Raw genomic sequence first — 26,666 nt, forward strand, 5'->3', positions numbered from 1 at the left:
GAAAATTAACCCCGGCACTCGCCCGCAGACCGCTACTCGGCTGCCGGCATCGTCATCGGCTCGATTCCGAGCGCGTTGAAGAGATCGAAATCCTCGTGCTCGTCCGGATTCGGCGTGGTCAGCAATTCCTCGCCGACGAAGATGGAATTCGCACCGGCCAGGAAACAGAGTGCCTGCAGCTCGCGGCTCATGCCTTCGCGGCCGGCCGAGAGACGCACCATGGTGCGGGGCATCATGATCCGCGCCGTGGCGATGGTGCGAACGAAGTCGATGCCGTCCAGCGGTTTGGAATCGCCGAGCGGCGTCCCCGGAACGGCCACGAGATGGTTGATCGGCACGCTTTCCGGATGCGGCTCCATCACGGCCAGCTCGGTCAGCAGGCCGATCCGCGCCGCCTCGTCCTCGCCCATGCCGACAATGCCGCCGGTGCAGACGTGAATGCCTGCACCGCGCACGCGAGACAGCGTATCGAGACGGTCCTGATAGGTGCGCGTGGAGATCACCCGGCCGTAATCTTCCGGCGCGGTGTCGAGATTGTGATTGTAATAGTCGAGCCCGGCCTGGCGCAGACGCTCTGCCTGGCCGTCGGTCAGCATGCCCAGCGTGACGCAGGTCTCCATGCCGAGCGATTTCACGCCCTCGATCATGTCGCAGATCTTGTCTTCGTCGCGCGGCTTGAGCTCGCGCCAGGCGGCGCCCATGCAGAAGCGCGTGGCTCCGCCGGCCTTGGCCTTCTGCGCGGCGTCCATCACCTCGTCGAGCGGCATCAGCTTGGACGCGTCCAGCCCGGTATCGAAATGGGCGGACTGGTTGCAATAGCCGCAATCCTCGGCACAGCCGCCGGTCTTGATCGACAGCAGCTGGCTGGTCTGCACCTGGTTCGCCGGATGGCATTTGCGGTGCACGGCCTGCGCCGCAAAGATCAGGTCGTTGAACGGCGCCCGGTAGATCTCGCCCGCCTGTTCGCGGGTCCAGTCCGTGCGCGGCTGCGCCAGTGCATCGATATCGGTCAGCTTGGTGGTCATGTGAGCTCGCCCTGAAAATGACGGGGCGAAACTAGGTAGAGTGCGGCCCGGCGTCCAGACAAACCACTGCGCAGGACGCGATCGTCTTCACGTGAACGGCGCATCAGGAAGGCGGGCAAGGGATGATGACGGGCAAAAGAAAAGGGCCCCGCCGGAGCGGAGCCCTTTCCGTTTCGCTATCGCTGCGTCGATCAGTCGTCTTTCGACTCCTGCGCGTGGGTCGAGGTCTCGGTGATTTCCTCGGCGGGAGTCTCCTCCGTGCCCCACTTGTCGCCGGCCCAGTTCGGCGGCAGCTCGCCCGTCGTGTCGAAGCGCTTGGTCATGGTGATGACCACGCCCGACAGAAGGATGAGTGCGATCACGTTCGGGATCAGCATGGCCGAGTTCGCGATGTCGCCGAAGCGCCAGAGACCGTCCACATTCAGGACCAGCGTGCCGATAAAGGCGACGCCTACCCAGACGAAGCGGAAGGGACGGGCGATCCAGTCGCCGGTGATGTAGGTCAGGCACTGCTCGGCATAGTAGGACCAGCCGATGATCGTGGTGAAGGCGAAGAGCGCCTGCGCCGCGAGCACAACCCAGGCACCGCCGGCCATACCCTCGGCATAGGCCGCCGTGGTCACCGCGGAAGCTTCCAGCGAATCCGACATCCAGGCATAGGGCACCGTGCCGCCGTCGCCGGACGGGAAAGAGCCTTCCACGACCAGGATGACAAGGGCGGTCATGGTGCAGATCACCATGGTGTCGATGAAGACACCGAGCATGGCGATCTCGCCCTGCTTGACCGGGTTCTTGGTTTGCGCGGCCGCGTGGGCGATCGGGGCGGAACCCTGACCGGCCTCGTTGGAGAAGAGGCCGCGGGCCACACCGGCCCGGATCGCCGCCAGCACGCCGTAACCGGCTGCGCCGCCGACTGCCTGCTCGAGGCCGAAAGCGTGGCTGAAGATCGTGCCGAAAGCGCCCGGGATATGATCGAGATGGGTGACCAGCACGAACAGGGCCGCGAGAACATAGGCCAGGGCCATGAAGGGAATGATCTTGCCCGCCAGGGAACCGATCGACTTGATGCCGCCGATAATCACCAGGAAGACAAGCGCCGCGAGTACCAGGCCGACGGCCCAGTTCGGGATGTTCATCCCCAGCGTGGTTCCGGCCTCGACCGCACTCTGCGTGATCGAGTTCGCCTGGATCATGCCGCCGGTCGCCAGCGCGGACAGGACCGTGCCGACGCTGAACAGGATGGCGAGCCAGCCCCAGTTCTTTCCGAGACCGTTCTTGATGTAATACATCGGGCCACCGTGGAAGTGCCCGTCCGGATGGCGTTCGCGGAAGCGGACCGCCAGGCTGGACTCGGCGTAGGCCGCAGCCATGCCGAAGATCGCCGTTACCCACATCCAGAAGATGGCGCCCGGACCGCCCAGCGTCAGCGCCGTGGCGACGCCGGCGAGGTTACCGGTACCGACTTGCCCCGACAGGGCCGTCGAAAGAGCCTGCCAGGGCGTGATCTCACCCTCGCCGCCGCCGCGGCGGCCGGACCAGAGTTCGCCGAAGGCCGGGCCGAGCCGGCGCAGCGGGCGGAAGCCCAGGCGCAGCATGAAATAGAGGCCGGTGCCCAGCAGCATGTACGTAATCGGACCGGACAGCGGAACGATCCGCGTCCCGTTCCATTCCCCGCCCCAGAGAAAGTCACTGATCGAAAAGATCAGGTTGAAAATGGGTTCCATCGTGCTCCCCGCATGGATTTGCTTGGGCGCACATTAGGAAGTCGAACCCCTTTGTGAAAAGGCTTTTCTGCTTTGCCGTCGCAGCACGCAAGCTTCTGCCCGCTCTGCGTGCACGCTCCGCAGAAGTGTGCGCAATGCCCGGGCGGGCCCGAAATCATCCTGGAACCGGCGCGCTTCGCGCGGTCAGGTCCAGCTGCCTCCGAGGGTTACCACCTCGCCGCCCGTCCCGATCTTGAAGCGCGCAATGCCCGCGCCGGAGACCGTGTTCACACCTCCCAGATCGAGCTGGAGTACACCCATTTCGCGCAGGCGGCGAATGGCGTCCCACATCAGAAGATTGTGCGCACCGGGCGCTTTCACCTCCCGGTTCAGCCAGCCCATATGATAGGTGGCCGCGCAGCCATGCACGAGGAAGAGCATGGCCGCTGCTTTGGTCTTGCCGATATCCGCGCGCAGAACGAGGGCCGCGTCCCGGTCTCCCTTTGCGTCCAGATAGGCCGGAACCAGCGCCGCCGGCGTCGCGCGATAGCCGCGATCCTGCCGCTGCGCTTCCTCCGCCCCCATCAGCCAGGCCAGCTGGGCCGGCTTGGTTCCATTCCGCACAATGTCGAATCTGACCTTCCCGGCCGCCTTCAGACTATTGCGCCATTTCGGATGGAGACCGGCCCGAAGCTTGTCCTCGGAGGGACGCAGATCGAGCATGACAGTGGAATAGCCGGTCATGACCCGCTTCATCCGGTTCACGCCCGCCGGCACGGTCTCGTCAGGCGAAACCAGGGTCACGCGCGGCCAGCCGAGGTCGAGCCCGGACTTGAGCGCGCGATAGCCGTCCGCGCGCGTTTCCGCATCCACATCGCCAAGCCAGACCGGCCCGCGGGTACAGGCCGCCATGGAGACGAGTCCGCCCATCCGTCGATTGGTGAACTGGGCGAGCCCCACCAGGGTCTGGCCGTCCAGCAGACCCACCCGCTTCACGCCGGCGCCCAGCGATGCCATGGCTTGCCCATAGCACCAGTCCTGCTGCAGGGCGGCGGGCCGGGTAGCAAGCGCTATGTCCCAGGTGGCCCGGTCGATATGAGGATCGAGTCGCATGTGACGAAGCGTTAGTCTTTGGGTGTTAACAGGCGTTAAGCATGACTGTTGCACGAGTCGCCGACATGTTCGCCCGCAAACCTGAAACCGTCCTCGGACACGCCATAGCCGAACCGCGCCCCACCCTGATGGCGGTGTGGCTGGTCTTTCTCTATGTCGGCCTTCCGCTGCTGGTTTTCACCGGTCTGCTCGATCTGGCCATGCAGCTTGTCTTCGGCGTCTGCACCGGCCTGTGGTGCCTCGCCTGATCCTTAACTGCGGGGCGTGACCCGGCCGGCATCGGCGAGATGCTGGAAGAATTCCCCGACCGTCTCGGACAGGGGCCGGTATTCCATCCCCAAGTCCTGCACGCTCCTGGAATTGTCTGCGAGGAAAGGTACGCCGACATTCCGGGCGACCATCTTGCGTGTCAGCGCCTTGTTGATCATCGGCCCGACGAGCCAGACCAGGAATTTCGGCATCACTTTCCTCGGGAAGCGATACGCGTCTCCGAATCGCTCGCGCAGATGGCCGGCGATTTCCGGGAAGCTGGAATTATGACCGGAGACGATATAGCGGCCGGACGCGGATGGCGTGAATCCGGCCTTGATATGGGCGTCCGCCACCTCGCGCACATCGACCACGCCGATGCCGAAATCCGGAACGCCGGGCGCCATCGTACCGTCGCCGAACTGGATCATGATGGAATAGCTCTCTCCGGTCGCATCCGGATCGATTCCCGGTCCGAGAATGAAGGACGGATTGATCGCGACCAGATCCCATCGCGACTGGGCTTCAGCCATGTCCCAGCCGGCCTTTTCGGCGAGTGTCTTCGACAGGGAGTAGGCCTGATGGTCCAGCGAGGCCGATGTATTCCAGACGGCCTCGGTCAGCTTGCCGGCCGGCATGGAGCGGATGTCGGTATTGTCACTGTAGATCGCGGCGCAACTCGACGTCATGACCACCCGCTTCACCGTTTCCACCGAATTGGCGGCAGCGAGGACGTTGCGCACGCCGGCGACCGCCGGCTCGACGAGGTCGCGCTGGGGGGTCTCGACCGAGGTGATGAAGGGCGAGGCGGTGTGGATCACCAGCTCGCATCCGGCCATGGCCGGCGCGAACGCGTCCGCATCGCGCAGATCGGCCTTGAAATACCGGATCCGGCCCGGCGCTCCGGCCGCGACGGCGTTGAGTCGGGCCAGCTTCTCTGTCCGCTCCGGGTCGCGCACGGTGGCATGCACAGTATGGCCGGCCTCGAGCAATTGGCGGATGATGACTCCGGCCAGATACCCCGTCGCGCCTGTCACCAGGATCGGGGCGTCGCGATCAATCTCGGTCATGGTCGTCCTCTTTTCCGTCCGGCGCGGCAATGCCCCGCCAGAAAACGTCGAAGCTTGTGGCCGCCACGGACGAGCGATCGGCCTCCGGCGTCTGGGTGATGTAGTGAATGGTGGCGTCCAGTTGCCCGGCCGCGATGGACTGGATGAGCGGTAATGGCATGGTCCGGATTTCGCCCGCTTCCTGCGCGTTGCGGACCAGCGCGAGCACGGGTTCGAAAGCAGCATCGCCATCGGCCTGTACCGCATCGGCGACGTGCTCGGACAATTTCATCTGCATGAGCAGCGCATGGCGTTGCGGATGCGCCATCGCCCATTCGACCGCCCGCATCCAGACATGGCGCATGGCCTCGCGCGGGCTCAGCGCCTGTCCGTCCTCGGGCATGAGATAGTCGACCCACTCGGACTTCAGACCCAGGAAGACCGCCTCGATCAGGTCCGTCTTGGTCGGAAAATAATTGAAGAGCGTACCGTTCGCGACGCCCGCCGCCTTGGCGATGCGGGCGGTCGGCGTTTCCCAGAATCCCCGCTCATGGAAGAGCCGGATCGCCGTGTCGATCAGGTGCTGGCGCTTGTCCGTCATGAGGTCAGACTAGACATGACTGACTACTCAGTCAATTTCCAGACCAGGCAATCATGCCGCCGGGTGCGGTGCCCGGGAGCACTGCGCTACTTTTCTGGTCCGCACTTGTTGTTGCAAAACCATACGAATACGCTTGGACGCGTTCTGCAGGAGTTCCACATGCCCACAGTCACGAAGCGTCCGGATCTCACGCCCAAGGGCGAGCGCACGATGAATGCCATCCTGGACGCCGCGCGCGAGATCATCACCGCGGAAGGCATGGGGGCGGCATCCCAGGACTCGATCGCGCGACGGGCCGGTATCTCGCAAAGCACGCTGCGGCACTATTTCCCCACCAAGGAGCAGCTGGTCTCGGAAATCTACCGGACCGGTTTCCAGCGCACGCTTGAGAGCGTCGAGGCCGACCTGCCCGATGCCGCCACCGAGCCGGAAGCGCGCCTGCTCAGAATGGCGCGGAACCATCTTCACTTCATCATGGCGCGCGACGGCGCCTATGCCTTCGAAAGCTTCGCACATCTCGCGCGCAATGCCGGCGACCGCCGCTATCGGGACGAATGGTATGAGGCGCTGGCCGCGCGCTATGCGGATCTGATCGGCCGCATCCGACCCGGTCTCGCGGAAACGGAATGCCGGCGCCGCGCCTTCCAGATCATGACGCTCTGCCTGGGCGGATGGCTGACCATGACGGAATCGCGCCCGCGCCTGCATGACGCCTCGTCCGACGAACTGGTCGAGAGCGCCCTGGCCGGCATCCGCGCCATCATGCACGCCGACTGACAGACCTCCGGCGACCGACAGACAGCCGGCGACCCGCAAACGCGGACGGGCCGGACGCCATCGCGCCCGGCCCGCCCTGGCGTCGAGTGGTTCGCCGCCGCGCGATCAGCGCCGGAAGCTGAGCAGGTCGGCGAGATTGTCGCCCTGCATATTGACCCCGAAGAAGAAGTACCGGCCCGTCACACCGACCGGGTAGGCAATGGTCGAAAAGAGCGGGTCTTCCTCGAAGACATTGTTGACACCACCATAGAACTGGATGTTCTCGCTATAGTCGTAGAGCGCCGAAATGTCATGGCGCCACAGCTCGTCGGACCAGGCATTGACGAAGTCGTCGGCGGTCTCGATCTCGAGACGCGGCGTGATTTGCAGCATCTCTCCGTAATAGCTGGTCTGCCAGTTCACGACCCAGTTTCCGACCATCCAGCGCGCATTGAAATTGGCCGAATCCGCCGGCTGTCCGGCTTCATAGAGAAGATCGTTGACGATGGTCGGATCGGTCGGATCCTCGAAGCGCTCGAGAGCGTCGACATGATTGCCGAGCACACTCAGCGTCATCGATCCGAGGCTGTCGAGCGATTGCGAGATATCCCTGAAATCGAAGGAATAGACGATCTGGTAGTCCCAGCCGCTCGTCGCGACCTTCGCGAAATTCAGCTCGCTCGAGGTGAAGCCGGACAGGCCCAGATAGGTCGCAGAACCGACATTCGTGTCGCGCTCGAACTGGTTGCAGAACTGGTTCGGGAAGGTCGCCGCATCGTAGCAGGCCTCGAGGATTTCCTGGAAGCCGACCGCATCGATCGCATCATTGATCTCGATATCGTAATAATCGACCGTCACCGAGAGGCCTTCCAGGAAGGTCGGCTCGAACACGAAGCCGAGCGTGACCGTGTCGGCCTCTTCCGGCTCGAGATCGGGATTGCCGCCGGTAAAGCCGGCCACACGGGCCGTCAGCGGGTCCGTCCATCCAACCGGTATTCCGTCGGCTGCACAGTTCGCCGCCCGGAATTGCGAGCCATTATTGATCGCGCCCGCATCGCAGGGATCGATCGGCCGGGCCGTCGTTGCCGTCAGAGGCGAGAACAGCTCGAAAATGTTCGGTGCGCGCACGGTCTGAGAGACGGCACCACGGAAGCGGAGCTGGTCGACCGGCGCCCAGGTGGCCCGGATATTCCAGCTGTCGCTGCTCGATGTATCGCCGGCAATATCGTACTCGGAATACCGGAACGCCCCATCAAGCGTGAGAATCTCCGCGAAGGGCTGATCGACGAGGATCGGCACCGAGACCTCGCCGAATAGCTCGGAGACGTCGAATTCGCCGGAGACCGGCGCCACCGGCGCGTTGACCGGGAAGATCAGCGAACCCGTACCGGTCTCGACCGCGTCCGGCGTGAAATCGCTTTCTTCTTTGCGGTATTCGGCACCGATCACGAAATCGATCGGGCCGGCCGGAAGGTTGAGCCAGCCGGACGTGTCGCCGGTGACGAAACCGCTCAGAACGGTCTGTTCGATCGTGCGGGTGCGGAAGGTCGTCGTGGTGACGAAATCGATCGCCTCCTGGCTCGGTGCACCGACTCCGAAGAGGTTCATCGGCGCGCACTCGCCCTGGCCCGGGGTGAAGGAATTATAGCCCGACCAATAACCCGCGCTCGACAGGAAGGAGCCGACCGGCGTCTGGCTCGGGTCAAGCTCGGACCGGCAGACGATATCGCCGGAGACCGGATCGACCACAGCATCCGCCGCAGCATAATAACGATCCTGGAGGACTTGCCCGCTCGCGGTCGTGTCGGCATTGGTCTGGCCGTAGTTCAGCGAGATCTCGTAGAGCAGGCCGCTATCGCCCAGCTCACCCTCGAAACCGGTCACGAAACGATAGGTCTCGCGCGTGGATTCGAACAGTTGCGGTCCCAGATCGGTCGGGTCGCGGCCGATCAGGATATTGACATCGTCGAGGGTGAAGACACCCGGATTGTCGTTGACGAAGGTGGTGATGGCATCGCGCAGATTCTGCGGGATGTAGGGATTGTCCCACTCGATCACATGCGAGTCGTAGAAGGAGTGGACGGCGGAGGTCGCATTATTGACGGTCTCGGACAGCGAGACCTTGCCCTCGAAGAAGAAGGTATGGTCGGCGCTGACATCGTAGCGAAGACCGATATTGGCGGTAAAACGCTCATCGCGCGGAATAATATCCGCGAAATCGCGGCCGGAATTCGTGCCGTCGCCACCGAAGGCGTTTTGCGTGCCGCCGAGCAGGCCGTCGGCGAAGACGTCGGCCGGCTGGCCCGGCGTGCGGGTCACATGGCAGCCGGCAAAGCCGCCGAAACGCTGGAGCTGGGTCCCGTTCACCGTCTCCAGGCAGTCCTCGATGCCGTTATTGTTGAGGTCGAAGATCAAACCGTCCGCGCCCAGATTCAGGCCGGCCAGGTTGGAGCCGAAAATGTCGGTGAACGGATCGCCCGGATAATAGGCCAGGAAATCGAACCCGTAGAAGTCGACACCGATCAGCGAGCCGTAGCTGGACAGGTTGAAGCGCGGGAACTCCATGATTGCGCGCGAGGGAATGCCGTCGATGCGGGCGCAAAGGTCCGCCTGGCCGCCCCCCAGCGTCGGATCGCCGGCGCCGCAATAGAACGAGATGGAATCGCCGAGCAGGAGCGGGTCGAGACCGTAGGTCGCGACATCGGCTGCCTGGACGAAGCGGGCCGGGTTGGGCCAGTCCGACGCGACCCGGTCGCCGCGGGTATGCTCGCGGTCGCCCTGGCGGACATTGTCGCTCGTTTCATAGCTTAAATTGAGCGTCGCATTGCCGCGATCATTGTCGAAATTCCGGCCCATCGTGACCGAGAACATGTACTGGCCGGCATCGTTTTCGTCTGAAAGGCCGAACTGGGTTCGCGCATCGATGCCCTCGAAATCCTCCTTCATGATGAAGTTCACGACACCGGTCACCGCGTCCGCGCCGTAGACGGCCGACGCGCCGCCGGTCAGCACCTCGACGCGCTCGACGAGCGCAGCCGGAATGGTGTTGACGTCGACCGCCGACGTACCGGCCTGGCCGGAGACGTGGCGGCGGCCATCGACCAGGACGAGCGTCCGCTCGGTGCCAAGATTGCGCAGATTGAGCGTTGCGGCCCCCAGCGTGCCCTGGCCGCCGGAATTGTCTGCGGTGGTGTTGGAGCCGATCAGGGCGGGCAGGTCGTTCACCACGTCGACGATGTTCAGGTCGCCCGACAGGGTGACATCGTCGTCATCGACGGACTGTACGGGAACGGGCGCCGTCAGATTGGGGTCGCGCTGGATTCGCGAGCCGGTGACCACGATCCGGTCCTCGGTCGTATCCTCGTCCTGCGCGAGTGCTGCGCCCGGCGCTGCGAACATGCCCAGCACGAGTGCTGCGGCGCTGGTTGTGCAAAAAAGCTGATACCTGATCATGTCGACCCCCTCTAAGGTTGGCTGATGCAACCATATGACGAAATTGGGGAAGCGTCGATTCGAAGCTGGGCTGGATTGGTTTCGCCGTGCCTCAGGATCAGATTTCAGAATGTCCGTTCAGCAGGCGCTTTTCCCGTCATTCAGGCAACTTATACGCGACGAAGCTCGCTCACCGATCCGTCAATTGAGACACGGTAGGCAGGGGGAGTGAGCTGCGTCCTGAGGGTGAGGCAGGCTTATGCTTAACCACTGGTTTCCGCGCCATAAACGTCAAATTTAGAAGAGTGTCCCATAACGGTGCGCATAGATGCCCCACCGATCGCGGTGGCGAGGTCGACAAGGCCCGGCAGTTCAAATGGCGACCGAAAAGGCGTGGGTGATGGTTAAATCTGTTCTGATCGTCGACGACGATCCGACGCAACGCCGTCTGCTGCAGGCGGTTATCGAGAAACAGGGGTACAAGGCCGAGACCGCGGAAAGCGGTGAGGCCGCACTCGATTGCGTTTCCGAGTCCAGTATCGATGTGATGCTGCTCGACCTGATCATGCCTGGCATGGACGGGATGGAGACGCTCGAGGCGGTGAAGCACAGGAAACCGGATCTACCGGTCATCGTGCTGACGGCCAGCGGGGGAATCGAGACCGTCGTGTCGGCCATGCGTGCCGGCGCCGTCGACTTCTTCGTGAAGCCGGCAAGCCCCGAGCGCATCGCGGTGTCCATCCGCAATGCCCTGAAAGTCCAGAATCTCAGCGGCGAGGTGAAACGCCTCTCCAAAAAGGCCGAGAACAAGCTGGGCTTTTCGGACATGATCGCGGGGGCACCGGCCATGCGGCAGGTGGTCCGGCTCGGCGAGCGGGCTGCGCAATCCGACATTCCGATCCTGATCACCGGTGAGTCCGGCGTCGGCAAGGAAGTGGTCGCCGGATCGATCATGGCGGGTTCAAAGCGCGCGAACGGTCCTTTCGTGACCGTCAATTGCGGCGCGATCCCGGAAAACCTCGTGGAATCGACCCTCTTCGGTCACGAAAAGGGGGCGTTCACCGGGGCTGTGGGCAAGCATATGGGCAAGTTCCAGGAAGCCGATGGTGGCACGCTTTTCCTGGACGAGATCGGCGAACTGCCGCTCGACATGCAGGTGAAACTGCTGCGGGCACTGCAGGAAGGCGAGGTCGACCCGGTCGGTTCCAAGCGTCCCGTGAAGGTCAATGTGCGGATCATCTCCGCGACCAACCGCGATCTGGCCGAACAGGTTTCCGCCGGCCAGTTCCGCGAAGACCTTTTCTACCGGCTCAACGTCTTCCCGATCGAGGTGCCGTCCCTGCGAGCCCGCAAGGAGGACATCCCGGCGCTCGTGCGGCACTTCATCGGTCGCTTCAACGCCCAGGAAGACAAGTCGATCCTGGATGCCGCGCCGGAGACGCACGCCCTCCTGGCCTCCTATGATTGGCCCGGCAATGTGCGCCAGCTCGAAAATGCGGTCTTCCGAGCGGTCGTGCTGTCCGACGGCGATTGTCTCAAGCCAGAGGACTTCCCGCAGATCTCAGGCCTGACGCCGTCTTTCGAGGCGACGTCGCAGGCGCCGGCGGACATGTGCCAACTGTCCGGACTGACCGCGGTCGCCGGAGATCTGGCGGCTGTCGAGCAGAGCAGGGTCGAGATCATGGACGAGGGCGGACATCTGCGCTCGCTGGAGGATATCGAACGCGATCTGATCGAGTTCGCCATTGAGACCTATGCCGGTCGGATGAGCGAAGTCGCGCGCCGCCTCGGCGTTGGCCGTTCGACGCTTTACCGCAAGGTCCGCGAATACGATCTCGACGTGGACGGGGTTCGCGCCGCGGGCTGATCACACAAATGACGCCCTCCCCACCACGGGAGGTCATGAACGCCTGAACAGCGGGCGGGGGTAACGGGCCGGCGCCGGGGAAGCGCCGGCCCGTCTTCATGGTCGGAGGGGGATGGGGGAGACGTCATGCCGGTCCAACCAGCCGGCAAAGACGGGTTTCAGGGCCGCTTCGCGCTTGAAGCGGACCCTGAGATGCCTGACCAGGTGGTCCAGGTCGCGATCGAGCCTTCCGGCATCGACAGGCTCGTTCAGGAGAGCCAGAGCGATATGGACCCGCAGCACGTCGATCTGGGTGGCAACGTCGTGCAGCTGACGGTCAAGCCGCGACACGTAGTCCCGCGTGAGCGGGTCGGTCGCGAGCGGGGTGTAGATCTGGTCGAGGCGCGAGGTATCGATATCGTCCAGCGCATCCATCGCCCAGTTGAAGCTAGCCCGGCCTTCGGGCGTCGCGAGCCCGGCACGCGCGGCGTCGGAGAGGGCTGTAAACAACGCCACTTCCATGAGTTCGAAGTATTCGACCGTCTCGTGCATGCCCGAATCACCTGACTAACAAGTCGAGGATAGGCGGGCGTGACGGGCTGGCTTTCGAAACCGGTTCGCGCGGTTAACGGCAGGTTAATCGTCCGCGGACTCGTCCCGGCCGCCGGCGATGAGCCGGAAGCGCGCGCGAAGGGCCGCCGCATCGGATGCGGGCCTAGGTTCCGGGGCCGAGCGCGGTTCAGGCTCGGGCGTTGCCGACTCGGGCAGGTCGATATCCTCGTTGATGTCCCGCGCGCGGCCGCCACGCTGTGGCATTTTCCGCTTGAAGCCGGAGCCGCGAGACATGGGCTTGCGGGCCTTGCCCTTTGCCTTTTTCTCGATCTCTTTCAGCTTGATGGCCTGCCGGACCGAGAGGGCCTCCTCGGTACTGCCCTTATCGGGATCGTTGAAGGCAGAGCCGAACTTCTCCAGGCGTTCCTCGAGCGAGCCGAGAAATTCGCCCTCCCATTCGGACAATTCCTGTTCGCTGGCACCCGCCTCACGGGCAGCCTTGCGCGCCCGCTCGAGACGTCTGAGCGCGCGGCGTGTCTTCTTTTCGTCGACCTTGCGGACCAATCGGGCCTCCGGAACGGGAGGCGGTCAGTCTAGCTTTCGACAGCGCCGAGATACAATTCCAGAAGCGCTTCGGCTTCCTGGCGCTCGTGCCGGTCGATCTTGCGCAGGGAGATCACCTTGCGCAGGACCTTGGTGTCGTAGCCCATGGACTTGGCTTCGGCATAGACTTCCTTGATGTCGGCCATGATGTTGGCCTTGTCTTCCTCGAGGCGCTCGATGCGCGCGACGAAGGCTTTCAGCTGCTCGCGGGCGGCACCGCCGATAGCGTCGGACTGGTCGATCGGGCCGGACGTTGCGGGGGCGGATTCATCAGTGAAAGCCATGTCGGAAACCTCATCTTGGGAGCGGCGTGGACACTAGTCCGAGGCCTGCATCGCCTCAAGCGGTTCGGCCAGCTTTCATTCGGCATTTTGCACAGCGAGGCCGGACGATCCCGCCGCCCGCTCGCGCAGGGTGAGGATAGCGTCGTGCACCGCCTCGGGATGGTGGTGATGGAGATTGTGGCCGGCACCGCCGATCCAGCGCATCTCCCCGTTCGGCATCCGGGCCGCGACCTGGCCGCCATGCCGGTGAGACCAGAGCACGGTATCCCCCTTGCCCGCGAGGACGAGGGTATGATGCTCGATGTCCTGATAGCGCGTCTCCTGGACTTCCAGGTGCTCGTTCACGCATTTCATGTCCGCCGCATTGGCGCGCCAGGTTCGCGGCCGCAGCAGGAGCGGCAGGCTGGTCCGGCTCACATAGTCCGCGGGGACCGGTTCCGGGTGGAAGGCACTGCGGGCACCGGCCGCGGTCTGCTTTTCGCCGACGATGGGGACGATGACATGGGTCAGCAGCCAGCCGGCGCCTGGCCAGAAGCTGACCTTGTTGAACCAGGCCGCTTCGCCGATCCAGGCCGACAGGGCCGGCGCGATCAGGAGCAGGGCATCGACGCGGGCAGGATGGTCCATCGCCAGACGCATCGCGATAGCGCCGCCCCAGGAGTGTCCGACAACCAGGGCCGAACTCACGCCGATCTCGTCGAGGAAATCCGCGATCAGTGCGGCTTCGCGCTCGGGCGACCAGGGGCCTTCCGGGCGATCGCTCCAGCCGAGACCGGGCCGGTCCAGCCAGATGACATGCTCGCCTTCCAGGCGTTCCGACAATGCCGCAAAGGGCTCTTCCAGATTCGAGGTCGCACCGTGCAGGACGAGGATGGCCGGTTGCGCAGAATTGCCGGTTCGGCGGTAGTGCAGGCGGATGCCCGCAACGTTGATGAACTCGGCTGACGGCGGATGCCGAGCCTCGATGAGGCGGACCCGGTGCCGGGCCAGCAGGAATGCTCCGATTAGTGCTGTGAGGGCGATCAGAGCCAGAATGACGACGGTCAGCATCTGCGTCAGAGGGCGCGGCCGGCGCGTGCAGCTTCCAGCCGGGCGCGGGCCTCCTGCGCGGCTTCATGGGCCGGGTAGATTTCCAGGGCGGTATTGTAGGCGTCCAGCGCCGCCTCCCATTCCTCGGCCTGTTCGAAGACGCGGGCGAGGGCGAGCCAGGCATCATAGCGGCGCGGTTCCAGCGTGAGCGCCGTGTTCAGCGTCTCCAGCGCATAGGCCCAGTCCTCCATTCCGGCCGCCACGCGTCCGGCGGCGAGCCAGCCCTGGGCGAAATCCGGGTCGAGACGGGTGACATGGTCGTACATGCGCGCGGCGATCTCGGCATTGCCGGCCTGTTCGGCGAGAGCGCCGCGATCCATCAGCAGGGAAATCGTGTCGCTGCCCGAATGCGCCCAGAGCGCCTGGATCTCGTCCACCAGCGGGGCCGCTTCGCGTGCATCGGCCTCGGCGAGCGCGTCGAGGCGTTCCTCGAGGCGTTCCCCAGGCGTCTGGAATTCGGTCTGCGGCGCGATCTGGACATCCGGCGGCGGCGTGTCCTGGAGCGCAAACGCGAACAAGGTGGAAGCAAGCAGGGTGATCATCGCTCACAGGATAGCCCGCAGCGGCGCTTCGTCCAGCGTTCGCGGGCAGATCATGGACGAGAATTAAGCCGGATTGTCTCGCGGCATCGCCACGGTCGCGAATTCCCTCCGCAACAACCTGTGATGTGATATGATCGGGTTTTCTCCAGGGAGGCGAATGATGGATTTCGAAATCGATGTCGACAGCGAACTTCTCGCGCCGCCCGTCCGGCGCGCGGCCTATTCGGATCGCATGGCGTGGCTGATGGCGGTTATGTCGCTCCTGGCCTATGTGCCCTTCGAGGCGCCGCCGACCCGGGCGAAGCTCCGCGAGATGGCCGAGGCGATCGCCGGCAGGACGGATGTCGATGAGGTTCTTTCTGAATTGAACAAGCTGGTTCGCCCCGGCGAAGGCAAGAAGGGCAAGGCGGTACTGGAAACCCAGCTCGGCAGAATCGGCTTCGAGCTGATCGATACGATCAGCGTGACCGACGGCATCCGCATCGATACCCAGGCCTTCATCGCCAAGGTCCGGATCGCAGACGGCCAGTCGGATGCCGGTGATCCGGACAAGGAAATCCTGGTGATAGCCTTTCGCGGTACCGAGCCGACCAAACTCGCGGACATCCGCGTCGATGCCCAGGCCGAAATGATCGCGCCGGCAGACATCCAGCCGGCGGAGATCGAGCCGGAGGGCCAGCTCACTCTGGAAAAGCGCGGCCCGGCCCGCGTCCATCAGGGCTTCTACACCGCGTACAAGAGCGTCGAGTCGCGGCTCAACGAGATCATCATCGCGCACAAACCGGCGCCGGTTTACGTCACGGGTCACAGTCTCGGTGGTGCGCTGGCCATGGTGGCGACGCGCTTCATCGCCAATCGATCCGAGGGCGCCTGCTACACGTTCGGCGCGCCACGCGTCGGCAATGAGGCCTTTGCCGAGCAGATATTCACCCCGGTTTACCGCGTGGTGAACGAATCCGACGGCGTTCCCGGCGTTCCGCCAGCACACTGGCAGATGGCGGGTCTGATCTGGCTGGCCGACCGGTTCGAGTGGATGGCCTCGGTTATCCCGGTCCTCAAGCGGATGAGCGAATACCGCCATTACGGCGATATGCGCCATCTCTCGGCGAGCCGCATCGAGATGACGGAGACCGGAATGGCCCGTTATCCCGAACTGAAAATCCGCACGGCGCCGCTTCCCTGGGAACGCTGGAGCGGCCTCATGGTCGGCGGTATCTGGAAGCGCTTCGCCAGACCCCTGGCCGATCACGACATAGCCAGATACGCCGACAAGCTGCGCGCCCACGCTCGCGCGCGCCTGGACAGCCGGCGTGCGCTCAACAGGCAAAAACCGACCGCAGAACCGGAAGTGCAGGCAGCCAAAGCCAAGTCCCGGGCCGGGAAAAAGGTGGAACAGGCGGAATAGGCGGAGTAGGCGGTAGCCTGTATTCCTGAGCCCGGATGTTTATCCCCCGGCGTGAGGCGAAAGTTTATCCGGAGCCCGTGGGAAATTCGGAAAGTTGAGGCAGGTGGAATCGGCGCAGTAAGCAGGCGCCTGCCGTCTTCCGGTTGGCCGGTTTCATCAATTATCGCTCGCACCGGTAGGGCGGGATGCTTATATCTCTCGCATGCCCGCACAGATTTCGTCCCTTTCGCCTGTCGCGTTCCGCGATCATTCCGGTCCTTTCGACCTGATCGGGGATGTACACGGCTGTGCGGGGGAGCTGGAGCGTTTGCTGCACCGGCTCGGTTATGAAGTTCGCTATGAAGGTGTCGCCGGGTCGCGCGATTACCGGATCTGGCACCCGGAGGAGCGCAAGCCGGTCCTGCTCGGCGATCTCGTCGATCGGGGGCCTCGCTCACCGGACGTGATGCGCCTCGCCATGCACCTCGTGGAAGAGGAGCGGGGGTATTGCGTGGTCGGCAATCACGACGACAAGTTCCGCCGCTGGCTGGCCGGGCGAGACGTCAAGATCAGCCATGGTCTCGGCGAGACGATCGAACAGTTCCAGCGGGAAAGCGAGGCCTTTCGAAATCGTGTTGCGGCCTTCCTCGACGGCCTGCCCCATCACCTCGTGCTCGACGGCGGCGATCTGGTCGTCGCTCATGCCGGTATCCATGCCGACATGCATGGCGAGGAATCGTCGCGCGTGCGCGCCTTCGCCATGTTCGGCGAGGTGACCGGCGAGCGGGACATGCATGGCCTTCCGATCCGGCGCGACTGGGCTCGCAATTATTCGGGCGAAGCCACCGTGGTGCACGGCCATATCGCCGAGCCGGATGTGCGCGAGCGCAATAATGTCGTCTGTGTGGATACGGGCTGCGTCTTCGGCGGCCAGCTGACGGCCATGCGCTGGCCCGAGCGAGACTTCGTCCAGGTCGAGGCCGAGCAGGCCTGGTACAACTCGCCGCGCTGGGAAGCCTAGGTTTCGGGCATCAGGTCCGGGGGCCGGGGCCGTAGCGCAGCTTGCCGAGAATGCTGCCGATATCGGGCAGGTCGGTTGTCAGCTTGGTCATCTGCGCCTTGGTCTTCTCGAAATCCATGACGTTCTGGATGCGCCGGTCGAGGAAAGCCTGGGAGTCCGGCTTTGCGGCATCCGACTCATTGAGCCAGGTCGAAAGCGTGGACGCGAAGACGCCGGAGAGAATCGTCCGCTTGGTGTAGAAGTTCACGTCGGTCGAGGTGTCGCCGATGGCACGCCAGATCGTGTCTGCGGTGGCCCAGAGCAGTTGCGGCGCTTCGGCCGCTGCGTCGGGCAGAAGCAGACGGGCGCGGGCACGCCGGGCGGCCTCTTCATGCACGCCGATCGCTTCAAGGCGCGCCATGACGCCGAAGCGGACCCGCTCGCGGATTTTCATGGATTTGATGTCCGCCGCATTCACCGCGTCAACGATGGCCTGGTCCAGCTTGCGCGACCAGTGGGCGATCATGTCCAGTTCTCCGCGGGGGCAGGCGATATGGCCCTCACCCTCGCTCAGGCCCCCATCGGAACAGGCGCGCTTGAAACTGTCGGCGGTCCAGCCGTCGAAGGCGGCGTGTTCCAGCATTGGCTGCAGGATCGCGTCGCGTGTGCTAGACTTGGACGAACGGGTGTCGGTAGCGGCATCACTCATGCCGCATATCTAGACCAGGCTGCAGGGCGCGTCACCTGGACAGGACGTCGCTGGAACGACCTGCGACGACTCGTCTGCACTGCCGTGCATATGACTCGATAGTGTGGACAGGGCCCTGTAGCTCTGGTAGTAGCCCCGCCTCTGGCGAACTAGCGACGTGAGGATGGCCCTCGCGTCCAACCTAATGGAGAGAGAGCCATCGTACAGATCGTTGTGCGCGACAATAATGTGGAGCAAGCGCTCCGCGCGCTGAAAAAGAAGATGCAGCGGGAAGGTACTTTCCGCGAGATGAAGCGCCGCAATCATTATGAAAAGCCGTCGGAGAAGAAGGCTCGCCAGAAGGCTGAAGCCATTCGCCGTGCGCGCAAGCTGGCCCGCAAGCGGGCGCAGCGCGAAGGCCTCATCGCGAAGCGTGGCGGTCGTCGCTAGGGTCGCCAGGACCTTCGATAAGATCTGAGAAAACACCGTGTCCTCCCGGACACGGTGTTTTTCTTTGTCCGGATTTCACGGACCCGCAACCGGGCGGTATCAGTTCTTGCGTCCGCCGATCCGGAACCAGCCCTTCACCGTGTCCTGGTTCGCCTGGTTGAGAGCCCCCATCCGGAAGAGCACGCCGGCACCCCAGATCACGAAACCGGCCGTCGCCAGCATGAGTACGGTCGTGCCCACGATCTCGAACATGGAGATGTCCTGGGGCAGGCGCGTGAGCATGACATAGGGCGTCCAGAGCGGGACCCAGCTGGCGACCGCCACGATGGGCGAATCGGGTGCGTCCACAGCCATCATGGCCAGGAAGAGCGGCACCATCATGATCAGCATGATCGGGCTCATCAGCGTCTGCGCATCCTGGATCGTCTCGCACAGCGAGCCGACTGCCAGGAAAATGGCGCCATACATCAGATAGCCGATGATGAAATAGCCGATCGCGGGCAGGAGAAGGCTGGGCGAAAGAACGGTGCCCATGATGTCCGCGATGGGCATCCCGGCCGCGGCGGCGGTCTGCTGGACCGTCAATCCGACCAGGGTCGCGATGCCGCCCCAGAAGAGGAGCAGGGTCGCGGAGACGGCGGCCACGCCGAGCAGTTTGCCGGTGAGGATTTCATGATGCCGCGAGGAGGCCAGCATCATCTCCAGCACCTTGTTTCCCTTCTCCTCGATCATCGCCGTGAGCAGCATGTTCACAACCGAGAAGATCACGATCCAGAGACCGAAGGTAGTGGCGACGCCGACGAAGATGGGCAGGCGTTCCGTATCGGTGATCTCGGCCTGTTCCGCCGCGCGTTCCGGATTGAGCTCGCGAACCACGGGCGCCAGATTTTCCGCGGTTTCGATCAGCTCGGTCGAGACGCCGGCTTCGACGAGATGCCGGGCCTGCATGTATTCGCGTAGGGTGTCGCGGATGGAATTTCGCAGACCGCTATCGGTCAGATTGGTGCTCCAGTACTCGACCTCGATCCGGCCGTCTTCGGGTTCGCTCAGATAGATCGCGGCGAAAAGGGATTGCGGGCCGTCCGGCGTGTCGATCTCGCTCTGCCCGGTCAGATAGGGCCGGAGTGCATCAAGATCGTGCGGACCGGGATCGATACGGACATAGCCGCCATTGAGCCCCCGGCTGGCGGGTGCATTCTCCAGTGCCGCCTGGACCTGCGGATGGTCGCCGAACATCTCCGTCGCGGCCTCGCGGACGCGTTCCTGTTCGGCGATACGGGCGGCGTCCATCCCGGCCTGAAGGGCGCGGTCGAGATGGCCGTCGGTCTCGTCGACCAGGACGTAATAGCGGGTCGGCTGGGAGCTCTCGATCAGGATCGGCATACCGAAGCCCAGCGCCATGAAGAGCGGCACGGAGGCGAGGGAGAGCCAGAAGCCCCAGGTGGCGACGTAGGAGAGGAATTCCCGGCGGGCGATGAGATAGATGGCACGCATCAGACGGTCTCCCCTTCGGTCCGGCCGCTGGTCTCGACGAGGTGGACGAAGGCATCGTGCAGGTGGGCGCGCATGGGCTCGAACCGTGTCAGCCGCACATCCGCGTCGACGCAGGCCTTGAGCACGTCCTGGGCGTCGGCGCCGGGTGCGAGATCGACGAACCAGACATCCTCGCCCTCATGCGTTTCGCGATGCACGCTGCCCATGCCCTCCAGGATGCCGGCAAGGTCGTAGTCGGACGCGGTCTCAAGCAGGACCCGGCGGGGCACTTCTCCCAAAGCGTCCCGGACCGTGCCGTCGAACACCTTGCGGCCCTTCGCCATCAGCACGATCTTGTCGCAGAGGCGTTCCGCGTGCTCCATCACATGCGTCGAGAAGAGCACGGTGCGCCCGGCCTCGGCCTGACGGCGCACCACCTGCTCGAGCGATTTCTGGTTCACCGGGTCGAGGCCGGAGAAGGGCTCGTCCAGGATGATGAATTCGGGCTCGTGGATGAGGGTGGAAATGATCTGGACCTTCTGGGCCATGCCCTTGGACAGCGTCTTCACCTTGCTGTCGGCGACCTCGGCCAGTCCGAACTCTTCCAGCATCTCGAGTCCGCGCCGGCGCGCGTCTTCGGCATGTACGCCCTTCAGCCGCGCGAAGAAGACGATCACGTCGATCACCTTCATCTTGCGGTAGATGCCGCGCTCTTCGGGCAGGAAGCCGACCCGGTCAAGCGCGCTGCTGCGCGGCGGCCCGCCGAAAAGCGAGACCGTCCCGCTATCCGGCGTCAGAATGCCCAGCGACATGCGCAGGCTGGTCGTTTTCCCGGCGCCGTTCGGGCCGAGGAAACCGGTGATCTGGCCGCGCTCGACCGTAAAGCTGACATTCTGGACGGCGCTCGTGCCGTTGAAGGATTTGGAGACAGACTGAAGGGAAAGGATGGTATCGGTCATGGGAGCCCGTGTTTTCTTGAAACCGAGCTTAGAGCCGGGCGGGTGAGCGATCCACCGGTATTCCGCACCGTGTCAGTCCCGCCTGCTTTCGGAGGGCGTTTCTGGCAAGGCGGGAGGAGGAAGGACGGGAGCATGATCGACGAAACAAAAGCCCGGCAACGGCTTCTGGCCCTGCAATCGGAACTGCGCGACTTGTCCGAGGCGGCGAGCGAAGACCGCAAACCGGTCGAGCTCGACCAGCAATCTGTCGGCCGTCTGTCGCGCCAGGACTCCTTGCAGGTACAGGCCATGGCCAAGGCGGCCGATGCCCGCCGGGCGCAGGAATTGCGGCGCATCGAGGCCGCGCTTCAGCGCCTGGAGGAGGGCGAGTATGGCTGGTGCGTCGAGTGCGGCGAGGCGATCGAGAGCAAGCGGCTCGATGTCGACCCCGCCGCTCCGCGCTGTGCCGGATGTGCTTGAAGAGAATACGTGTTTCCGGTTCCAGATTTCCGTTTGTGAACGGTAGCTTACGGTTCATTCACTTGCAAATCGTAGGGCGGCGCGGCGTAATTTCGCGCGGTCGCTGGGGGGCGATCAACTGGGGATCGCTCCATGGAACTGGGTTGGACCATCGACCCGCGCGCCTCTCATTCGCGCCTGGCGAGATCGGGACGTTGCCGGATTGACGATTTTTTGTCGCCGGACACGCTTCAAGACGTGCTCGCGCAGATCGACCGGGTCCCGAGCTGGAATCTCGTTACCCTGCTGGGCGGCCGCCACCTTGATCTCGATGCTGCGGCCATGCGCGATCTGCCCGCGCAGAAGAAACGCGAATTCGAGCAGCATGTGGAGGCGGGCGCCCGCAACGGGTTCCAGTATCTCTACGAGACCTATCCCGTTTACGACAAATGGCATGGCGGCGTGCTGACGCGAGAGGCGCCGGCGATGGCCGAGCTGTTCCAGCTGATCAATAGCGACGCTTTCCTCGACCCGATGCGCGACATGCTTGGCACACCCGATATCGGTTTCGCAGACGCGCAACTCACTTGCTATCGCGGCGGGCATTTTCTCTCGACCCATGACGATGCGGTCGCCGGCAAGGGGCGGGTCGCGGCCTTCGTCCTCGGCCTCAGCGAGGGCTGGCAGGAGGATTGGGGCGGCTTGCTGGAATTCTATGATGCCGACGGTCAGGTCCGGGACCGGTTCACGCCGCGCTGCAATACGCTGTCCCTCTTCAAAGTTCCTCAATTGCATGCCGTGACGCGGGTGGCGCCGCGCGCGGGCAGACCGCGCCTGAGCATTACGGGCTGGCTGCGCTGCGGCGAGGATCCGGGCCTTGCCGGAGAGGTCGCCGCCTAGCCGGGCGCGTATCCGGACCGCTCCAGGACCGACGACAAGGCGGCATCTCCGGGCGAGGCCAGTTTCAGTATCTCCACATAGGGATCGCCGCCCAGGCCCAGACAGTGCGCGAAGGCCGGTTCCGTCTTCAGCCCGGAGCGCTTGGCGGCGCGGACATCCTCGCGCAGTCGAGGGGATGCCAGAGCGAGCAGCCGGTGCTCGGCAAGCCAGTGGATATAGCTCTCATGCGTCTCGACCGGGCGTGTCCGTCCGAAGACCTCGAAGGGCGTGTCCTCGACCGTGAATTTCGCGATTACGGAGGCTTCGCCGGCATGGACATTGTCCTGCACGATCGCGCCGTAGCGGTCGCCGAACCGGCTCTCCAGTGCCGTTCGGAAGGCGTCGAGCCCGCCAGGCGCGGAACAGCAAATGTCGATGTCGGCACCCGGTCCGTGAATATCCAGCGGGATCGACCCGACCCAGCGCGGGCCGAAGGCCGAGAGCGTTTCGGGCACGCCGCTCCGGGACAGGAGGTCGCGCGCCGCGTTCACGGTCAGGACGGGATCGGGCATGGCGTCCGTTTGGCGCGGACGCCCGGTCGTGTCAACGTAGCCTCGCCGCAGTCGCCGGATGCGACGGGAGCCGGAGCAAAAGAGATGGGGTTCTACGAAGAGCGAATTCTGCCCAATGTGATCGCCTGTGCCTGCGGGATGAAGCCGATCCTGAAACAGCGCCGGATCATGGTGCCGGAAGCGAAAGGGCGCGTGCTCGAAGTGGGCATGGGCTCCGGTACGAATCTGCCCTATTACGATGCTTCCAGGGTTACGCAGATCATCGGCGTCGAACCCTCCGAAGGGATGAGGATCAAGGCGGCTCGGGCGATCGCCGGCCAGGAGATTCCCGTCGAGCTGGTCGATGCGCCCGGCGAAGCCCTGCCCGTCGAGGACGGATCGATCGATACGGTACTGCTGACCTTCACGCTGTGCACCATTCCCGATTATCAGGCCGCGCTGGAGGAGATGCGGCGCGTGCTCAAGCCAGAGGGCAGGCTCGTTTTCGTCGAGCACGGGCTGGCTTGCGATGCCGGTGTCGTAACCTGGCAGCGGCGCATCGAACCCATCTGGAAGCGGATTGCGGGCGGATGCCACCTGACCCGGCCCATGGACAAGCTGATCGCCGATGCCGGCTTCCGCATCGACCGGCTCGAGGCGGACTATATTCCGAAGACGCCGAAGATTTCCGGATATGTCTACAAGGGGCTGGCGGGCGTGCGCTGACCGGGCGGCGTCAGGGTAAACCGGGGAAGCTGTCCACGAGCATGATCCTGACGTCCGGGAAACTGTCCACGAACTGGATGGTGAAGTCCGGGAAGCTCTCGACGAATTCCCATTCCCCGCAATCGTCCGGGAAACTCTCCACCGGTTTCACCTTGAGATCGGGGAAGCTCTCGACGATCTGCACCCGGATGTCCGGAAAGCTTTCCACCACCTCCACCTCGCCGTGCAGCGGGACACCGTTGAAGGTGCAATCCTCGGCGACTTGACCGGATAGAAGAAGGGCGAGGGCGGCGATCATGCCGTTATCCTCGCCCGTTCAAACTGAACCGCTACTGAACTAGTCCAGCGTCTTGATGATGCTCTCTGTCATCTTCTTCGCATCGCCGAGCAGCATCATCGTGTTGTCGCGGAAGAAGAGCGGGTTCTCGACGCCGGCATAGCCGGAGCCGAGCGAGCGCTTGACGAAGAAGACCGTGCCGGCCTTCCAGACCTGCAGGACCGGCATGCCGTAGATCGGCGAGCCGGGATCGTCCTCGGCGGCCGGATTGGTCACGTCGTTCGCGCCGATGACGAAGGCGACGTCGGCATTGGAGAAGTCCGAATTGATGTCCTCCAGCTCGAAGACCTCGTCATAGGGGACCTGGGCTTCGGCGAGCAGGACATTCATGTGACCGGGCATGCGTCCGGCAACCGGGTGGATGGCATAGGCCACTTCCACGCCTTCTTCCTTGAGCATGTCGGCCATTTCCCGCACGGCGTGCTGGGCCTGGGCGACGGCCATGCCGTAACCCGGGACGATGATGACCTTGCCGGCATTCTTCATCACGAAGGCGGCGTCCTCGGCCGAGCCCTGCTTGGCATTGCCCTGCGGGCCTGCGGCTGCGGCGGCGTCGCCGGTCTCGCCGAACCCGCCCAGTATGACCGAGATGAAGGAGCGGTTCATGCCCTTGCACATGATGTAGGACAGGATCGCACCGGAAGAGCCGACCAGCGCGCCGGTGACGAGCAGCGCGGTGTTCTCCAGCGTGAAGCCGAGCGCGGCAGCAGCCCAGCCCGAATAGGAATTGAGCATGGAGACCACGACCGGCATGTCGGCGCCGCCGATCGGGATGATCAGCGTCACGCCGATCACGAGGGCGAGAATCGTGATCAGCCAGAAGGCCGTCTTGTTATCCCCGCCCGAGGCGATCAGGAAGGCGATCAGGGCGGCGATGCCTACACCGATCAGGATATTGATGAGGTGACGGCCCGGCAGCAGGATCGGCGCGCCGGACATGTTCCCGTTCAGCTTCGCGAAGGCGATCACCGAGCCGGAGAAGGTTACGGCACCGATGGCTGTACCCAGCGAGAGCTCGAGCAGGGAAAGCTGTTTCAGCTTGCCCATCGGTCCGGCGATGTGGAAGGCCTCCGGCGCGTAGAGCGCGGCTGCGGCGACCAGGACGGCGGCCATGCCGATCAGCGAGTGGAAGGCGGCGACCAGCTGCGGCATGGCGGTCATGGGGATGCGGCGCGCAATGACCGCACCGATGCCGCCGCCGATCATGACGCCGCCGACGATCAGCACCATGGAGGCGCCGTCGAGGTCGACGGCCAGCAGCGTCGTGACGATGGCGATGGCCATGCCGGCCATGCCGAAGAAATTGCCCTGGCGGGCGGTTTCCGGGCTCGACAGGCCGCGCAGGGCCATGATGAAGAAAATGCCGGAGACGAGATAGAGAAGGGCTGCGAGATTGGCTGACATGCTCTAGCGCTCCTTCTTCTTGTACATGGCCAGCATGCGCTGGGTGACGAGGAAGCCTCCGAAGATGTTCACGCTCGCCAGGATGATGGCGATGGCCCCCATGGCGCGCGAGAAGCCTGCGCCGCCTTCGCCGTCATCGGCGCTTCCGCCTGTCGCGGAGGCCGTCGCGGCCAGCAGGGCACCGACGATGATGACCGAGGAAATGGCATTGGTGACGGCCATGAGCGGCGTGTGCAGGGCCGGGGTTACCGACCAGACGACGTAATAGCCGACGAAAACCGCCAGGACGAAAATCGCCAGGCGGAAGATGACGGGATCAACGGCTTCCATGGATCAGGCCTCCTCTTTCGTCAGGCTGGGATGCACGACCTTGCCGTCCTTCGTCAGCGCCATGCCCTGGATGATTTCGTCGTCCCAGTGCGGCGCCTTTTTGCCCTCCTCGTCGACGAGGAGGGGCAGGAGATTGGCGAGGTTTTTCGCGTAGAGGGCGGAACTGTCAGCGGCGAGACGGCCTGGCAGATTGGCATAGCCGGCGACTTTCACGCCCTTGTGCTCGACGATCTCGTCGGCCCTGGTCAGCTCGCAATTGCCGCCATTGGGGGCGGCGAGGTCGATCACGACCGAGCCCGGCTTCATGCTTTCCACCATGGCCTTGGTCACGAGTTTCGGCGCCGGGCGTCCGGGGATGAGGGCCGTGGTTACGACCACGTCCTGCTTGGCGATATGGCTGGCGATGAGCTCGGCCTGTTTCGCCTGGTATTCCTTGGACATTTCCTTGGCATAGCCGCCGGCGGTCTCGGCTTCCCTGAACTCCTCGTCCTCGACGGCGACGAATTTCGCGCCGAGCGAGGCGACCTGTTCCTTGGCGGCCGGGCGAACGTCCGTGGCGGAGACCACGGCGCCGAGGCGGCGCGCGGTCGCGATCGCCTGGAGACCGGCCACGCCGGCGCCCATGACGAACACCTTGGCCGGGGCGACGGTGCCCGCCGCCGTCATCATCATGGGAAAGGCGCGACCATAGATCTGCGCCGCCTCGATCACCGAGCGATAGCCGGCGAGATTGGCCTGGCTGGAGAGCGCATCCATGGCCTGTGCGCGCGTGATTCGCGGCACGAACTCCATGGCGAGGGCATCGATGCCGCCCTTGGCGAGCGCTTCGGCCTTCCCGGTCGCACCATGCGGTTCGAGATGGCAGACCAGCAGCATGCCCTTGAGCTTGGCCAGCGTGGCGTCGTCGGGAGCGTGGACGCCGAACAGGGCATCGGCGCCCTTCAAGGTTGCCGCTGCCGTGCCGATGGTCGCGCCTGCATCGGAAAAGGCGTCGTCGGTGACCGCGGCTGCGAGGCCGGCGCCTTTCTCGATCGCGACATCATGACCGGCGGTCACGAATTTTTTGACGGTTTCAGGGGTTGCCGCGACGCGGGTTTCCCCGGTCCGGCGTTCTTTCAGGATGGCTATACGCATGTCGTCCCGCCGCTTTTTGGCTTGTTGGCGAAACCATGCGCGAATTCCCCCGACAGGGGAAGCCCTGTC

General features: G+C 64.2%; 28 protein-coding genes. 9 read left to right on the forward strand and 19 right to left on the reverse strand.

Annotation, left to right across the window (positions count from 1 at the left end):
- Window positions 1-32: 32 nt before the first annotated feature.
- The 3 genes from bioB to AC13HB_RS04550 all read right to left on the reverse strand — a co-directional run bounded on the left by bioB (window position 33) and on the right by AC13HB_RS04550 (window position 3,841).
- The gene (gene bioB, locus AC13HB_RS04540; RefSeq protein ID WP_482948541.1) at window positions 33-1,025 is read right to left on the reverse strand and encodes a biotin synthase BioB; all 993 of its coding nucleotides are present in this window, start codon (window positions 1,023-1,025) and stop codon (window positions 33-35) included.
- A gap of 191 nt (window positions 1,026-1,216) precedes the next feature.
- Window positions 1,217-2,749, reverse strand: a complete 1,533-nt coding sequence (locus tag AC13HB_RS04545; RefSeq protein WP_482948542.1) for an alanine/glycine:cation symporter family protein — start codon at window positions 2,747-2,749, stop codon at window positions 1,217-1,219.
- Between the two features lie 183 nt (window positions 2,750-2,932).
- Window positions 2,933-3,841: a lipid II:glycine glycyltransferase FemX gene (locus tag AC13HB_RS04550; protein ID WP_482948543.1), complete on the reverse strand. Its 909-nt coding sequence runs from the start codon at window positions 3,839-3,841 to the stop codon at window positions 2,933-2,935.
- 41 nt (window positions 3,842-3,882) lie between these two features.
- On the opposite strand from AC13HB_RS04550, the gene AC13HB_RS04555 reads away from it, so the two are divergent.
- On the forward strand, window positions 3,883-4,089 hold the full coding sequence (locus AC13HB_RS04555) for a hypothetical protein (protein ID WP_482948544.1): 207 nt from the start codon (window positions 3,883-3,885) through the stop codon (window positions 4,087-4,089).
- 3 nt (window positions 4,090-4,092) lie between these two features.
- Here the strand turns inward: AC13HB_RS04555 and AC13HB_RS04560 are convergent, their stop codons facing one another.
- Both AC13HB_RS04560 and AC13HB_RS04565 read right to left on the reverse strand, forming a co-directional pair.
- On the reverse strand, window positions 4,093-5,160 hold the full coding sequence (locus AC13HB_RS04560) for an NAD-dependent epimerase/dehydratase family protein (protein WP_482948545.1): 1,068 nt from the start codon (window positions 5,158-5,160) through the stop codon (window positions 4,093-4,095).
- Window positions 5,147-5,740 (reverse strand): TetR/AcrR family transcriptional regulator, encoded by a 594-nt coding sequence (locus AC13HB_RS04565; RefSeq protein WP_482948546.1) that lies wholly within the window; start codon window positions 5,738-5,740, stop codon window positions 5,147-5,149. The genes AC13HB_RS04560 and AC13HB_RS04565 overlap by 14 nt, the downstream gene beginning before the upstream one ends.
- 159 nt (window positions 5,741-5,899) lie before the next feature.
- Here AC13HB_RS04565 and AC13HB_RS04570 point away from each other — a divergent pair, with 159 nt between their 5' ends.
- A complete protein-coding gene (locus AC13HB_RS04570; RefSeq protein ID WP_482948547.1) occupies window positions 5,900-6,517 on the forward strand; it encodes a TetR/AcrR family transcriptional regulator in 618 nt (205 codons plus the stop codon).
- Window positions 6,518-6,622: 105 nt separating this feature from the next.
- On the opposite strand, the gene AC13HB_RS04575 is transcribed toward AC13HB_RS04570, so the two are convergent.
- The gene (locus AC13HB_RS04575; protein ID WP_482948548.1) at window positions 6,623-9,949 is read right to left on the reverse strand and encodes a TonB-dependent receptor domain-containing protein; all 3,327 of its coding nucleotides are present in this window, start codon (window positions 9,947-9,949) and stop codon (window positions 6,623-6,625) included.
- 379 nt (window positions 9,950-10,328) lie between these two features.
- On the opposite strand from AC13HB_RS04575, the gene AC13HB_RS04580 reads away from it, so the two are divergent.
- Window positions 10,329-11,795, forward strand: coding sequence for a sigma-54-dependent transcriptional regulator (locus tag AC13HB_RS04580; RefSeq protein ID WP_482948549.1), 1,467 nt, complete (start codon window positions 10,329-10,331; stop codon window positions 11,793-11,795).
- Between the two features lie 96 nt (window positions 11,796-11,891).
- On the opposite strand, the gene AC13HB_RS04585 is transcribed toward AC13HB_RS04580, so the two are convergent.
- From AC13HB_RS04585 to AC13HB_RS04605, 5 genes are all read right to left on the reverse strand, one after another.
- Window positions 11,892-12,326 (reverse strand): hypothetical protein, encoded by a 435-nt coding sequence (locus AC13HB_RS04585; protein ID WP_482948550.1) that lies wholly within the window; start codon window positions 12,324-12,326, stop codon window positions 11,892-11,894.
- 84 nt (window positions 12,327-12,410) lie between these two features.
- Window positions 12,411-12,890 (reverse strand): hypothetical protein, encoded by a 480-nt coding sequence (locus tag AC13HB_RS04590; protein ID WP_482948551.1) that lies wholly within the window; start codon window positions 12,888-12,890, stop codon window positions 12,411-12,413.
- Window positions 12,891-12,919: 29 nt separating this feature from the next.
- The gene (locus tag AC13HB_RS04595; protein WP_482948552.1) at window positions 12,920-13,213 is read right to left on the reverse strand and encodes a DUF2312 domain-containing protein; all 294 of its coding nucleotides are present in this window, start codon (window positions 13,211-13,213) and stop codon (window positions 12,920-12,922) included.
- Between the two features lie 75 nt (window positions 13,214-13,288).
- Window positions 13,289-14,263 carry an alpha/beta fold hydrolase gene (locus tag AC13HB_RS04600; protein WP_482948553.1) on the reverse strand — a complete coding sequence of 325 codons (975 nt, stop codon included), beginning with the start codon at window positions 14,261-14,263 and terminating at the stop codon, window positions 13,289-13,291.
- A gap of 5 nt (window positions 14,264-14,268) precedes the next feature.
- A complete protein-coding gene (locus AC13HB_RS04605; RefSeq protein WP_482948554.1) occupies window positions 14,269-14,844 on the reverse strand; it encodes a tetratricopeptide repeat protein in 576 nt (191 codons plus the stop codon).
- Between the two features lie 160 nt (window positions 14,845-15,004).
- Here AC13HB_RS04605 and AC13HB_RS04610 point away from each other — a divergent pair, with 160 nt between their 5' ends.
- A complete protein-coding gene (locus AC13HB_RS04610) occupies window positions 15,005-16,249 on the forward strand; it encodes a lipase family protein (protein ID WP_482948555.1) in 1,245 nt (414 codons plus the stop codon).
- Between the two features lie 202 nt (window positions 16,250-16,451).
- The gene (gene prpE / locus AC13HB_RS04615) at window positions 16,452-17,249 is read left to right on the forward strand and encodes a bis(5'-nucleosyl)-tetraphosphatase PrpE (protein WP_482948556.1); all 798 of its coding nucleotides are present in this window, start codon (window positions 16,452-16,454) and stop codon (window positions 17,247-17,249) included.
- Window positions 17,250-17,259: 10 nt separating this feature from the next.
- Here the strand turns inward: prpE and AC13HB_RS04620 are convergent, their stop codons facing one another.
- Window positions 17,260-17,937, reverse strand: coding sequence for a COQ9 family protein (locus tag AC13HB_RS04620; protein WP_482948557.1), 678 nt, complete (start codon window positions 17,935-17,937; stop codon window positions 17,260-17,262).
- A gap of 198 nt (window positions 17,938-18,135) precedes the next feature.
- Here AC13HB_RS04620 and rpsU point away from each other — a divergent pair, with 198 nt between their 5' ends.
- A complete protein-coding gene (gene rpsU / locus AC13HB_RS04625; protein ID WP_203291443.1) occupies window positions 18,136-18,366 on the forward strand; it encodes a 30S ribosomal protein S21 in 231 nt (76 codons plus the stop codon).
- A gap of 99 nt (window positions 18,367-18,465) precedes the next feature.
- Here the strand turns inward: rpsU and AC13HB_RS04630 are convergent, their stop codons facing one another.
- Complete coding sequence (locus AC13HB_RS04630) at window positions 18,466-19,860, reverse strand: ABC transporter permease (protein ID WP_482948558.1); 1,395 nt, start codon at window positions 19,858-19,860, stop codon at window positions 18,466-18,468.
- Window positions 19,860-20,798 carry an ABC transporter ATP-binding protein gene (locus tag AC13HB_RS04635; RefSeq protein WP_482948559.1) on the reverse strand — a complete coding sequence of 313 codons (939 nt, stop codon included), beginning with the start codon at window positions 20,796-20,798 and terminating at the stop codon, window positions 19,860-19,862. Before AC13HB_RS04635 ends, AC13HB_RS04630 begins: the two co-directional genes overlap by 1 nt.
- Window positions 20,799-20,930: 132 nt before the next feature.
- Here AC13HB_RS04635 and AC13HB_RS04640 point away from each other — a divergent pair, with 132 nt between their 5' ends.
- Window positions 20,931-21,257 carry a TraR/DksA family transcriptional regulator gene (locus AC13HB_RS04640; protein ID WP_482948560.1) on the forward strand — a complete coding sequence of 109 codons (327 nt, stop codon included), beginning with the start codon at window positions 20,931-20,933 and terminating at the stop codon, window positions 21,255-21,257.
- 132 nt (window positions 21,258-21,389) lie between these two features.
- Window positions 21,390-22,136 (forward strand): 2OG-Fe(II) oxygenase, encoded by a 747-nt coding sequence (locus AC13HB_RS04645; RefSeq protein WP_482948561.1) that lies wholly within the window; start codon window positions 21,390-21,392, stop codon window positions 22,134-22,136.
- Here the strand turns inward: AC13HB_RS04645 and AC13HB_RS04650 are convergent.
- Window positions 22,133-22,687 (reverse strand): DUF4269 domain-containing protein, encoded by a 555-nt coding sequence (locus AC13HB_RS04650; RefSeq protein WP_482948562.1) that lies wholly within the window; start codon window positions 22,685-22,687, stop codon window positions 22,133-22,135. The genes AC13HB_RS04645 and AC13HB_RS04650 overlap by 4 nt on opposite strands.
- An 84-nt stretch (window positions 22,688-22,771) precedes the next feature.
- Here AC13HB_RS04650 and AC13HB_RS04655 point away from each other — a divergent pair, with 84 nt between their 5' ends.
- Entirely contained in the window at window positions 22,772-23,392 is a 621-nt protein-coding gene (locus AC13HB_RS04655; protein WP_482948563.1) for a class I SAM-dependent methyltransferase, read from the forward strand.
- A 10-nt stretch (window positions 23,393-23,402) separates the two neighbouring features.
- Here AC13HB_RS04655 and AC13HB_RS04660 read toward each other — a convergent pair whose 3' ends face one another.
- From AC13HB_RS04660 to AC13HB_RS04675, 4 genes are read right to left on the reverse strand one after another with little or no spacing between them, the layout of a single operon-like run.
- Window positions 23,403-23,690, reverse strand: coding sequence for a 7(1) septoil knot domain-containing protein (locus tag AC13HB_RS04660; RefSeq protein WP_482948564.1), 288 nt, complete (start codon window positions 23,688-23,690; stop codon window positions 23,403-23,405).
- 39 nt (window positions 23,691-23,729) lie between these two features.
- A complete protein-coding gene (locus AC13HB_RS04665) occupies window positions 23,730-25,133 on the reverse strand; it encodes an NAD(P)(+) transhydrogenase (Re/Si-specific) subunit beta (RefSeq protein ID WP_482948565.1) in 1,404 nt (467 codons plus the stop codon).
- Between the two features lie 3 nt (window positions 25,134-25,136).
- On the reverse strand, window positions 25,137-25,463 hold the full coding sequence (locus AC13HB_RS04670) for an NAD(P) transhydrogenase subunit alpha part 2 (RefSeq protein ID WP_482948566.1): 327 nt from the start codon (window positions 25,461-25,463) through the stop codon (window positions 25,137-25,139).
- A gap of 3 nt (window positions 25,464-25,466) precedes the next feature.
- Complete coding sequence (locus AC13HB_RS04675) at window positions 25,467-26,597, reverse strand: Re/Si-specific NAD(P)(+) transhydrogenase subunit alpha (RefSeq protein WP_482948567.1); 1,131 nt, start codon at window positions 26,595-26,597, stop codon at window positions 25,467-25,469.
- Window positions 26,598-26,666 lie beyond the last annotated feature (69 nt).

The organism is Maricaulis sp. B-26 (assembly GCF_056857855.1).